We start from the raw sequence: 12,590 nt of genomic DNA, 5'->3' as shown, positions 1-12,590 counted from the left end.
TTGTCGGCGTGACCGGTGTCGTGTTCCTGCAGTCAGTGGTTCGCTGTCTGACGTCTGCTGCCGGCCGGCCGTCCGCTCAGACCCTCGAGCCGCCCGTCCGCTCAGCCGCGGCGCGGGTGAGGATCTCGTGGACGAGTCGGGCCGCGGTGCGGGCGGTGCGGCCGTCGACGTCGTAGCGCGGGTTGAGCTCGACGACGTCGAAGTGCCGCAGCTTTCCGCTCGCCGCCGCGGCACCGCACGCCGCGAGGATCACCGCAGTCGGCACCCCGAACCCGGCCGGCGCGCTCACGCCCGGCGCCACCGCCGCCGGCAGGACGTCGAGATCGATCGTCAGATAGAGGTCGTCGACCCCGGCCGCGAACTCCTCGACCCAGCGGACCGCCCGCGCGACGTCCTGGGAGTCGACGTCGCTCAGCCAGGTCACACCGAGCTCCCGCGCGGTGTCGAACAGCGCGGTGGTGTTGTTCGCCTCGCTGATCCCGATCACCGTGTAGTCGAAGTCCGCCCCGCGCGCGGCCCGGTCCGCCGCGACCTGCCCGAACGGCGTGCCCGAGGTGGGCCTCTCCGCCTGCCGCAGGTCGAAGTGGGCATCGAGGTTGAGGATGCCCAGGCGCCGGTCCGCGCACTCCTCGGCGAGCCCCAGATAGCTTCCCCACGCGGTCTCGTGCCCGCCGCCGAGCACCCCAGTCAGAGCTTCGGACAGCCCGGGGGAGCGCCGCAGCTCGGCGATCTGCCGGGCGAGGTCCGCCTGCCCGGACTCGAGGTCCTCGCCCGCGACGACGACGTCCCCGGCATCGACCACACGCAGCGGGGAGTGCACCGCGAGGGAGCCTAGTGCTGCGCGGATCGCCTCGGGCCCTGCGGCCGCACCCTGGCGGCCGTGGTTGCGGCGCACCCCCTCGTCACTCGCGAACCCGAGGATCACGGCATCGGCGGCGGGCGCCTCGGCGGCGGGCCCACCGGGCCGGGAGGGATCGGCGGTGGCCCGGTCTCCCGGGGCGGCGGGCGCCTCGGCGGGTTCGACGATCTGCCAGAAGCGGCGATGCTCGTCTCCCGGACCGTCCGCGCGGCCGGTCCACGTGTGCGTGCGATTCATGCTCTGCTCCTCGGGGTTCTGCGGGGTCCCAACCAGGCTAGGAGAGCGGGCGCCCGCGCGGCACACCTCGGCGACGGCGTGCGTCCGAGATCTCGGACGGATTGGGAGGTTCGGGCCTGGTCGCGGGCCTCGCGCGCGCCAAGAATGGGGAGCATCAGCCGGTCCCGAGGACGCGCCGGCCCGGCCCCGCCCGATCCGGCCCGCCCCGAGGAGACGCCATGACCACCACCCCCAGCACCCCCGACCAGAAGCCGGGCTTCACCCGCCACGATCCCAGCCGCACCATCCGCGCCCCCCGCGGCACCGACTTCACCGCGAAGTCGTGGCAGACCGAGGCCGCCAAGCGGATGCTCATGAACAACCTCGACCCCGAGGTCGCCGAGCGCCCCGAGGACCTCGTGGTCTACGGCGGCACCGGCCGCGCCGCCCGCTCCTGGGAGGCCTACGACGCGATCGTCCGCACCCTCGACGACCTCGAGGCCGACGAGACCCTCCTCGTCCAGTCCGGCAAGCCCGTCGGCGTGCTCCGCACCCACGAATGGGCCCCGCGCGTGCTCATCGCCAACTCCAACCTCGTGGGCGACTGGGCGAACTGGGAGCACTTCCGCGAGCTCGAGGCCGAGGGCCTCATGATGTACGGCCAGATGACCGCCGGCTCGTGGATCTACATCGCCACCCAGGGCATCCTCCAGGGCACCTACGAGACGTTCGCCGCGATCGCCCGGAAGAGCTTCGACGGCACCCTGGCCGGCACGCTCACCGTGACCGCCGGCTGCGGCGGCATGGGTGGCGCGCAGCCGCTGTCCGTCACCCTCAACGGCGGTGCCTGCCTCATCATCGACGTCGACCGCACCCGGCTCGAGCGCCGGAAGTCCAAGCGCTACCTCGACGAGGTCGTCACCGATCTCGACACCGCGCTCGCGAAGGTCATCGAGGCGAAGAAGAACCGGCAGGCGCTGTCCGTCGGGCTCGTCGGCAACGCCGCGGAGATCCTCCCGGCGCTCCTCGACCGCCCGGAGGCCGCCGAGGTCGACATCGCCACCGACCAGACCTCCGCCCACGACCCGCTGTCCTACCTGCCTCTGGGTGTGTCCCTCGAGGACTGGCAGGCCGAGGCGGACGAGGACGCGGAGAAGTTCACCCTGCGCGCCGAGGAGTCGATGGCCAAGCACGTCGCCGCGATGGTCGGCTTCCAGGACCGCGGGGCCGAGGTGTTCGACTACGGCAACTCGATCCGCGACGAGGCCCGCAAGGCCGGCTACGAGCGCGCCTTCGAGTTCCCCGGCTTCGTCCCGGCCTACATCCGGCCGCTGTTCTGCGAGGGCATGGGCCCGTTCCGCTGGGTCGCGCTGTCCGGCGACCCCAAGGACATCGAGGTCACCGACGCCGCGCTCAAGGAGCTGTTCCCGGAGAACGAGTCGCTCCGCACCTGGCTCGACGCGGCTGCCGAATTCGTCGAGTTCGAGGGCCTGCCGGCACGCATCTGCTGGCTCGGCTACAAGGAGCGCCACCAGGCCGGTCTCCTCTTCAACCGGCTCGTCGCCGAGGGCAAGGTGTCCGCGCCCATCGTCATCGGCCGCGACCACCTGGACTCCGGCTCCGTCGCCAGCCCCTACCGGGAGACCGAGGGCATGCGCGACGGCACCGACGCGGTCGCCGACTGGCCGCTGCTCAACGCCCTCGTCAACACCTCCTCGGGTGCGACCTGGGTGTCGATCCACCATGGCGGAGGCGTGGGCATGGGCCGTTCGATCCACGCCGGCCAGGTGTCCGTGGCCGACGGCACCGAGCTCGCCGCGCAGAAGCTCGCGCGCCTGCTCACCAACGACCCCGGCATGGGCGTGCTGCGCCACGTCGACGCCGGCTACGAGCGCGCCGCCGAGGTCGCCGGTGAGCGCGGCATCCGCGTCCCCATGGTCGAGGAGCTCGACCGCCGCGACGAGGAGTCCGCCCAGGGCTGAGAATAAGAGGGGCTGAGGTCGTGAAGGGCTGAGACCATGACGTCATGAGGCTCCTGTGACTCTGGTCCCGAGGTTCGGTACCCGCGAACTGCGCGGTATCCCGAACCAGACGCGCAATGATGCGTTCGGCTTGGGATACCGCGCAGTTCGGTTCTCGGTGCCGCTGCGTGTGACGGCACTCTGTGACGCCCCGCGACCGAATGTGACGCCGGATGACCGGTTTATGACGCTGAACGTCCCGTAGCCACGGCATCGCCATCAGCCCGTGTGAAGGTCTGCCCATGACAGCAGATTCCCGAGTCACCGCCACCGGTGCGTCGAGCGGCCCCGGCCGCGCCCCTGCCACCCCTGCCATCGACATCAAGAAGCAGCGGCGCTCGATGCTCGCGTCCGTCACCGGCCAGCTCCTCGAGTGGTACGAGTGGAGTGCGTACGCGGTGTTCGCCCCGTTCATCGCCGGCGCCCTGTTCAATCCGCAGAATCAGGTCTCCGCGCTGCTCTCGACGTTCGGCGTGTTCGCGATCGGCTTCCTGTTCCGGCCGCTCGGCGGCGTCGTGTTCGGGCGGATCGCCGATAGGCGCGGCCGCCGCTTCGTCCTCGTCACCACCATGCTCATGATGGCCGGCGGCTCGGTGATGATCGGCCTGCTCCCGACCTTCGAATCGATCGGCATCTTCGCCTCCGCGCTCCTGCTGCTCGCCCGCGTGGTCCAGGGCTTCGCCCACGGCGGCGAGTCCGCGACCGCGAACTCCTACATCGCGGAGATCGCCCCGGCCCACCGCCGCGGGCTCTGGGGCTCGACGGTGTTCATGACGATCTTCGGCGGCGCGATCATCGCGTTCGTCATCGGCGGCATCATCACCGGCACCCTCTCCGAGCCCGACGTCCAGTCCTGGGGCTGGCGCATCCCGTTCCTGCTCGGCGCAGTGCTCGCGGTCGTCGCCCTGTGGCTGCGCGTCGGCATGGTCGAGTCGCAGGTGTTCCAGGCCGACGAGGCCACCCCCGCCGTCGAGGACCCGGCCGCCACCCGCACCGGGAGCGCCGCGCTCCACGCCGGCCTCGGCGCGGAGTCCTTCTCCGCGAAGACCCTCGCCCCGCTCAGCCGTCCGCTGTCGATCGTGCTGATCTTCTTCCTCGTCTCCGGCGTCGCGGCGAGCAACTACACGTGGACCTCCTACGTCTCGACCTACGCGATCAGCCAGGAGGGCATGGACCCGTCCGGCGCCTACTGGTCGCTCGTCGCCGCACTCGTCGTCGGCCTGGCCGCCCTCCCGTTCTGGGGTGCGGTGTCCGACCGGGTGGGCCGCCGCCCGGTGCTGCTGATCTTCGCGATCGGCGTCATCGTCACGCAGTTCCCGCTCATGGCCTTCATCGACGACCGCCCGTGGACCCTGTTCGTCGCGACCTCGATCGGCCTGTTCGTGCTGTCCGCCGGTGCCAGCCTGCTCGCCTGCGTCATGGCCGAGACCTTCCCCACCCACGCGCGCACCGCGAGCATCGGCCTGGCCTACTCGCTCGCCACCGCGGTGTTCGGCGGCACCACGCCCTACGTCAACCAGCTCGCCGTGTCCCAGGGCGTGCCGTGGGCGGCCAACGCGTTCATCCTGTTCGCCGCCGCGCTCGCCCTGTGGGCGGTCACCCGCCTGCCCGAGCGCCGGGCCATCGACCTGACGATCGTCCGCTGAGCCGAGGGTCCACGGGATGGGAAAGACGATGGGAGAGACCGCGCCGAAGACTGGGGACAGCGCAGAACGTGTGGAAGGAGCAGAACGCGTGGCAGCAGCCGAGCAGTTGGATGTGAACCCGGTGGAAACCGCGGACGTGTCCGTGGCCGAACCGGGGGACGCGACCGGGAGGAGCGCCCGGGTCGAATCCGCGGGCCAGGTGTGGAACACCGAGCTCACCCCGCTGTCCTTCCTGCGCCGCTCGGCCGACGTGTTCCCGCACAAGCGCGCACTCGTCTACGGGTCGGAATCGCTGACCTACGCGGAGTTCGCCGCGGCCGTCGAGCAGCGGGCGCACGCCCTGCGCGCCGCCGGGGTCGAACCCAGTGACCGCGTCGCCTACCTCGTGCCGAATCTGCCGGAGATGCTCATCGCGCAGTTCGCGGTGCCGCTGGCCGGTGCCGTGCTCGTGTCGATCAACACCCGGCTCGCCGCCGAGGAGGTCCGCTACATCTGCGACCACAGCCAGGCGCGACTCCTCGTCGTCGACGCCGAGCTCTGGCCGACGGTCGCCCCGGTGGCCGACGCCCTCGACACCGTCGAGCGGATCGTCGTCGCCGAGGACCCGCTGCTCGCCGCCGGAACCGCCGCAGATGCGAACGAGGAGGACACGGCAGGCGAGGCGGCGGATGACGCGGCCCGCACCTCGGGCACGGATGCCGGGCCGGCCCGCACCTCGGGCACGGATGCCGCAGCCGAGGCGCTCGCCCACCCGGCGACCGTCTCCCTCGCCGAGTTCCTCGCCGGGGCGGACGCGCACACCGCGGCCCTGCCGTGGACGGTGGACGACGAGAATGCCACGCTGTCGATCAACTACACCTCGGGCACCACGGGGCAGCCCAAGGGCGTGATGTACACGCACCGCGGCGCCTACCTCAACGCGATGAGCGAGATCATCCACTCCCGCCACGACAACGCGAGCGTCTACCTGTGGACGCTGCCGATGTTCCACTGCAACGGCTGGTGCACCGGCTGGGCGGTGGCGGCCGCCGGCGGCACCCAGGTGTGCCTGCGCGAGGTCCGCGCCGAGGTGATCTGGGGGCTCATCGACCGCGAGGGCGTCACCCACCTCAACGGGGCGCCGACGGTGATGACGACCCTCGTCAACGCCCCCGAGGCGCACGCGCTCGACCGCACGATCATCGCCACCGTGGCCGGCGCGCCACCGAGCCCGACGATCATCTGGCAGCTCGAGGAGCTCGGCTTCCGGATCGTCCACGTGTACGGCCTGACCGAGACCTACGGCCCGCACACGGTGTGCGAATGGCAGGAGGAATGGGACGGCTACGACCGGCGGTCCCGGGCGCGCGTGCAGTCGCGGCAGGGCGTGGGGATGCTCCACACCGACCCGATCCGCGTGGTCGCCGTGGGCGGCGGGGACGAGCTCACCGACGTGCCGGCCGACGGGCGGACGATCGGGGAGATCGTCATGCGCGGCAACAACGTCATGAAGGGCTACTTCCGCAATCCGGAGGCGACCGCGAAGGCGTTCGCCGGCGGCTGGTTCCACTCCGGGGACCTCGGGGTCATGCACCCGGACGGGTACATCGAGCTGCGCGACCGGGCGAAGGACATCATCGTGTCCGGCGGGGAGAACATCTCCACCGTCGAGGTCGAGCAGGCGATCGTCGCACACGAAGCCGTGCTCGAGGCCGCGGTCATCGGGGTGCCCGACGAGAAGTGGGGCGAGCGGCCCAAGGCATACGTCGTGCTGCGTGCGGGTGAGGAGCTCGGGGCCGAGGAGCTGCTCGACCACGTGCGCTCGCTGCTCGCGCGGTACAAGACGCCGCGGGAGGTCGAGTTCGTCGACGCGCTCGCGAAGTCCTCGACCGGCAAGATCCAGAAGTTCGAGCTCCGCGAGGCCGCCTGGGCCGGCCACGCCAGCCGCATCCAGGGCTGAGTCCAGTCGTCCCCGTCCGAAGTGCAGTATCTGAAGGTTTCTGAGAGCGGATCCGCGAATATTCGCAAGGTGTGACCGGTGTGTGCACTGCGGCTGCCGGTGCAGTCGCATACTGCGCGGTATCCGAAGAGCGACGCGCAATTGCGCGCTCGGTTCGGGATACCGCGCAGTCGGGCCTCGGGGGGGGTGCCGGGCGCCGGGTGCCGAGTCGTCAACCGGCACCCGGTGCGCCGCTGTTCAGGCCTCGCGGAGCCCGAGGGGGCGTGCCGGGTCGTCGGCGAACAGGCGCCAGCGGTCGATGAAGGGATGCGTGTCCGTGCGCGAGGTGTAGTCGAAGACCCGCACCGGGTGGGTGCTGTCCCAGGCCGGCCAGCCCGGGTCGCCGCTCGCGGCGAAGCGCACCCACGCCTGCCGCATCTCAGCGCCGAGGTGCCGGTCGCCGTCGTGCGGACGCGGATGGGTGACGGCGGCGAAGCTGCCGTCGAAGTTCCCGAACAGCGGCGCGATGTCCGCGGCGTGCGCCGCTCCGATCCCGCCGTCGGGCCGTGCGGCGAACACGTAGACGAAGGTCCGACCGCCGGAGTCCGAATGGGCCTGGGCGGCATCGAGGGTCGGCACGGTGAACATGCGGTCGGTCTGCACCGCCTCGAACAGGGTGTCCGGTGACGGGCCCTCCGCCGCAGGCACGCCCGGTTCGGCGCTCGCGTCCGCAGGCGGTTCGGCAGCCGCACCCTCACCCGCACCTGAACCCGCCCCCGTACCCGTACCCGCACCTGCGCCGGATTCCGCTCCTGCCCCGCCCAGCAGCGCGGTGTACTCCTCGCCCCGACCCGCCGGTCCGACGAGCGCGACCCGCTGGGCGGCGCGCGCCTCGGACGCGGGGGCCGAACCGGCGGTGAAGAAGCGGAACTCCTCGGTGGTCTGCCCGATGAGCACCTCGATCCCGGCGGCCGCGCCGGCGCGCAGCGCCTCCCACGGATCCGTGGGCACCACCTCACCGTCGGCGACCGGGCACAGCGGCGGTGCGAAGGTCACCGCGAGCCCCCAGCGTGCGGCGTGGCGGGTCTGCCCCCGCACGAACCGGGCCATGAGGTCGGTGCACTCCGCCGGTGAGAGCGCGGCGAATCCGGCAGCCGTCGGCTCCACCCCGGCGAGCCCGGCGAACTCCGCGGTCACCTCGGTGGCGAGGCCGGCGTCGAGGACCATGGCCGGCGGGCTCTGCAGGACGGCGCGGGCGAACAGGCCGCGCGCGGCGGGCATGGTGAGGAGCATGTGGATCGACCCGGCGCCCGCGGACTCGCCGAACACCGTGACGCGCGCCGGATCCCCGCCGAACGCCGCGATGTTCTCCCGCACCCATTCGAGTGCCGTGACCTGGTCGAGCAGGCCGCGGTTCGCCGGGGCGTCGGGGAAGTGCGCGAACCCCTCGATCCCCAGCCGGTAGTTGAGGGTGACGACGACCGCGCCGGCCCGGGCGAGACGCGAGCCCTCGTAGGCGGGGTGGGCGGAGGAGCCGTCGACATAGGCGCCGCCGTGGATCCACACGAGCACCGGCAGGCCGGGACCCGCAGTGGCGCCCGCGGCTCCCGTTGCCGAGGCGCCCGCGGCTCTCGACACAGAGGCACCCGCGGCTTCCGTCGCCGAAGCACCCGCTCTGCCTGACGCGGTGCCCTCCGCCCTGGCCTCCGAGGCGACCGCGCCCGCCACCTCTGCATCCGGGGTCGCCTCTGCCGCCGACTCCGCTCCCGGCAGCTCCGGCGTCCAGATGTTCAGGGTCAGCCAGTCCTCACCGTCCCGGTGCGGTGCGACCGCGGCGGGCCCCAGTGTGCTGAAGCGCGGCGGCGGCGGGCCGAACTCCGAGGTGTCGAGCACCCCGTCCCACCGGGGCACGGACTGCGGCGCGGCGAACCGCAGGTCCCCGACCGGCGGAAGCGCGTAGGGGATGCCGAGGAACTGCGAGCACCCTGATGCGGCGCGGCCGCGGACGGGGCCCGCAGGCGGTGTGACGAGCGGTGCAGAGGTGCGGGACGCATCGGCGGGTTCGATCATGCTCGCACGCTACCAGGAGAAACATTCGCGGCTGAGACCGGGATCACATCGATCCATAACAGTTCAGACCATAATGATCAGAACTGGCAATCGGTAGGAGCCGATGAGTAGTGTGCATGTACACTCCTTGTGTATATCCGGGGAATCAGCAGTCTTCCCCCACCGTCCTCCGCGTCCACGCGCGGTGAGCGCCCCGGGTCGTTTCGCGCACCAGAGGAAGGGACTCCGATGTCCTCCATGTCCAACCGTCGTCCTCGCCGCTCGCTCCGTCGCGGAGCCGCCGGCATCTCACTCGCACTGGCGGTCGCACTGGCACCCGGCGCCGTGCCCACCATCCTCATGGCCCCCGCCTCCGCGGCGGTCGGCGCCGACGGACAGACCCAGATCGGCGTCCCCGAGTACCGCACGGCCGGCAACGCCGCGGTCGAGGAGCTCTACCGCAATGCCGATCCGAGCGTCCCGCGCCCCGGGAACATGGACATCTGGCCCACCGACGACATCAACCAGAGCCTCAACATCCAGACCCAGTCGAACCAGCAGTCCTGCGCCGTGACGATGATGGGCCAGTCCCAGGGCTTCCCCATGCGGGCCGACGGCGTCTACGCCGATGTCGACCGCAATTTCGCGCAGACGACTCCGCTGGTCACGCGCAACTTCTACGATCAGCGTCCGCACTTCGACAACGGCTACATGCTCACCCGCCCCGCCACGGATGCCGATTCGGAGGACAGCCTCACCACCTCCGGTCGCGTGCAGGTCACCCGCGCCGATGCCGGTCACCTCACCCTCGCCATGGACGGCTGGGGCAACAAGATCGGCGTCTCCTCGCCGAACAACATCATGCAGCACTCCCGCCTGCGCCTGGCGACCAAGGAGCCGATCGAGAACTTCCGACTCGTCCTCCGGATGGACAAGCGCGCGAAGGTCGACACGCGCATCACCACCATGGGCAACTGGAACGGCTGGTGGGCGCCGGGCTACACGCAGGCTCCCTCCAGCAACTTCACCATCACCTACGAGACCGATGCGGACGGCCTCACCTACGCCGTCATCGAAGCCGACGAGGTGCCGGCCGAGTCGTGGGCCACCGTCACCTTCCGCGGCGAGGTCCTCGCAGATGACTTCGCCGAGGGCGGCCAGCTCTACTCGTGGTCGGCCGCGACTGCGGACTTCTCCACCCTCCAGTGCGAGGCGCCGCTGCCCCAGTGGGACAAGCAGACCGTGCGCCCGGGCGACTCGGTGACCGTCGAGAACACCGGGGACGCCATCCCGCAGGGCACTCAGCCGGATGCGACCACCGCCGTCGCGAACCCGCCCGAAGGCTGGGGCGAGATCGCGATCGACGCCGAGACCGGAGTGCTCACCGCCGAGGTCCCCGGCGACGCGGCCCCCGGCGACTACACCTTCCCCGTCGAGATGACCTACGGCGACGGCACCACGAAGACCGTCGAGGTCACCATCACCGTGCTCCCGATGCCGACCTACGAGGACACCACCGTCCAGCAGGGCGAGGAGAAGACCGTCCCCGTACCCGTCGACCAGAGCGGTGAGCCGCTGCCCGAGGGCACGGAGTTCGCCCCCGGTGAGGGCGGCCCGGACTGGGCGACCGTGAACGAGGACGGCACCATCACTGTCAATCCCGGATACGACGTCCCCGAGGGCGAGTACACCGTGCCCGTCGTCGTCACCCGCCCCGACGGCTCGACCGAGAACGTCGAGGCGAAGGTCACCGTGGAGAACCCGAACGATCCGGCCTACGAGACCGAGACGGTCGATCAGGGTGAGACGGTCACCGTCCCCGCGCCGACGAACCCGGACGGCTCGTCACTGCCGGAGGGCTCAGAGTTCGCTCCGGGTGACGACGTGCCGGACTGGGTGACGGTGAATGAGGACGGCACGCTGACCGTGTCCCCGGGCACGGATGTGACCCCGGGCGGGCACACCTTCCCGGTGGTCGTGACCTACCCGGACGGCTCGGAGGAGACGATCCAGGTCACGGTGGTCGTCAACAACCCGAACGATCCGGCCTACGAGACCGGCATCGTCGATCAGGGTGAGACGATCACGATCCCGACCCCGACCAACCCGGACGGATCCGCGCTGCCCGAGGGCACCGAGTTCGCCCCCGGCGAGGACGTGCCGGACTGGGTGACGGTGAACGAGGACGGCACGCTGACCGTGTCCCCGGGCGCGAATGTGACCCCGGGCGGGCACACCTTCCCGGTGGTTGTGACCTACCCGGACGGAACCTCCGAGACGATCGACGTCACGGTGGTCGTCAACAACCCGAACGATCCGGCTTACGAGACCGGCATCGTCGATCAGGGCGAGACGATCACGATCCCGACCCCGACCAACCCGGACGGATCCGCGCTGCCCGAGGGCTCCGAGTTCGCCCCGGGTGACGACACGCCGGACTGGGTGACGGTGAATGAGGACGGCACGTTGACCGTGTCCCCGGGTGCCGATGTGACCCCGGGCGGGCACACCTTCCCGATCGTCGTGACCTACCCGGACGGCTCGGAGGAGACGATCCAGGTCACCGTGGTCGTCAACAACCCGAACGATCCGGCCTACGAGACCGGCATCGTCGATCAGGGCGAGACGATCACCATCCCGACCCCGACCAACCCGGACGGCTCCGCGCTGCCCGGAGGCTCTGAGTACGCCCCGGGTGACGACACGCCGGACTGGGTGACGGTGAATGAGGACGGCACGCTGACCGTGTCCCCGGGCGCCGATGTGACCCCGGGCGGGCACACCTTCCCCGTCGTGGTGACCTACCCGGACGGAACCTCCGAGACGATCCAGGTCACCGTGGTCGTCAACAACCCGAACACTCCGATCTACGAGGACGGCGAGGTCGACCAGGGTGAGACGATCACCATCCCGACCCCGGAGAACCCGGACGGCTCACCGCTGCCCGAGGGCACCGAGTTCGCCCCCGGCGACGACACGCCGGACTGGGTCACGGTGAACGAGGACGGCACGATCACGGTGTCCCCGGATGAGTCGGTGACCCCGGGTGACCACACCTTCCCGGTCGTGGTGACCTACCCGGACGGCTCCGAGGAGACGGTCGACGTCACTGTCACCGTGAACAACCCGAACGATCCGGTCTACGAGAACGGTGAGGTCGAGCAGGGTGAGACGATCACCATCCCGACCCCGGAGAACCCGGACGGCTCACCGCTGCCCGAGGGTACCGAGTTCGCCCCCGGCGACGACACGCCGGACTGGGTCACGGTGAACGAGGACGGCACGCTGACCGTGTCCCCGGGCACCGACGTGGAGCCCGGCGAACACACCTTCCCGGTCGTCGTGACCTACCCGGACGGCTCCTCCGAGACCATCGAGGTCACCGTCACGGTCACCGAACCCGGTGACAACGGCACCGGACCCGGTGACGACGACAACGGCTCCGACGACTCGAACCCGGGCGACGGCCCCTCGGACGAGCCCGGCCCCAAGCCCGGTGACGACGGCGACGACGCGCCGAACCAGGACCCGGGTGACCGGGACCAGGGTGACCGGGACGACAGTCCGCTGCCGCGCACCGGAGTCGACGTCGCTGCGACGATCGCCGCCGCGGTGCTCCTGCTCGGAGTCGGCGCGGGCCTGATCCTGCGCGCCCGCCGCCGCAGCTGACACCCGGCTCGCCGGAAACCCGGCGGACCCGACACCGCGCCCGCGCCGACACCACGTCGGCGCGGGCGCGGTCCGTTGCGGCCGCCGGGCCCGGTGGACCCTGTGAACCGCGCGCCGGGCACCCAGCGCCCGGATCCCTCCCGCCTCCGCCGGACGAAGTCCGAGATCTCGGACATTCCGTTCTGCGGGGGCGCTGTCGTCCGCACGCGGGT

6 protein-coding genes are annotated in these 12,590 nt (G+C 71.2%); 4 read left to right on the top strand and 2 right to left on the bottom strand.

Annotation, left to right across the window (positions count from 1 at the left end):
* Nucleotides 1-76: 76 nt before the first annotated feature.
* Complete coding sequence (hutG, locus tag C1A17_RS09885; protein ID WP_101652825.1) at nt 77-1,096, bottom strand: formimidoylglutamase; 1,020 nt, start codon at nt 1,094-1,096, stop codon at nt 77-79.
* 218 nt (nt 1,097-1,314) lie between these two features.
* Between hutG and hutU the strand changes: the two genes are divergently transcribed.
* The 3 genes from hutU (at nt 1,315) to C1A17_RS09870 (ending at nt 6,681) form a co-directional block, all read left to right on the top strand.
* The gene (gene hutU, locus C1A17_RS09880; RefSeq protein ID WP_101652824.1) at nt 1,315-3,057 is read left to right on the top strand and encodes a urocanate hydratase; all 1,743 of its coding nucleotides are present in this window, start codon (nt 1,315-1,317) and stop codon (nt 3,055-3,057) included.
* Between the two features lie 281 nt (nt 3,058-3,338).
* Nucleotides 3,339-4,742, top strand: coding sequence for an MFS transporter (locus C1A17_RS09875; RefSeq protein WP_180953283.1), 1,404 nt, complete (start codon nt 3,339-3,341; stop codon nt 4,740-4,742).
* Nucleotides 4,743-4,830: 88 nt separating this feature from the next.
* Nucleotides 4,831-6,681 (top strand): long-chain-fatty-acid--CoA ligase, encoded by a 1,851-nt coding sequence (locus C1A17_RS09870; protein WP_245873659.1) that lies wholly within the window; start codon nt 4,831-4,833, stop codon nt 6,679-6,681.
* 237 nt (nt 6,682-6,918) lie between these two features.
* Here C1A17_RS09870 and C1A17_RS09865 read toward each other — a convergent pair whose 3' ends face one another.
* Nucleotides 6,919-8,730, bottom strand: coding sequence for a carboxylesterase/lipase family protein (locus C1A17_RS09865; protein WP_101652822.1), 1,812 nt, complete (start codon nt 8,728-8,730; stop codon nt 6,919-6,921).
* A 228-nt stretch (nt 8,731-8,958) separates the two neighbouring features.
* Here C1A17_RS09865 and C1A17_RS09860 point away from each other — a divergent pair, with 228 nt between their 5' ends.
* A complete protein-coding gene (locus tag C1A17_RS09860; protein WP_101652821.1) occupies nt 8,959-12,378 on the top strand; it encodes a Rib/alpha-like domain-containing protein in 3,420 nt (1,139 codons plus the stop codon).
* Nucleotides 12,379-12,590 lie beyond the last annotated feature (212 nt).

Source organism: Brevibacterium ihuae (genome assembly GCF_900184225.1).
Classification (GTDB): Bacteria; Actinomycetota; Actinomycetes; order Actinomycetales; family Brevibacteriaceae; genus Brevibacterium; species Brevibacterium ihuae.
The sequence above is the reverse complement of the archived record's forward strand: the minus strand, read 5'-3'. Positions and strand labels throughout refer to the sequence as shown.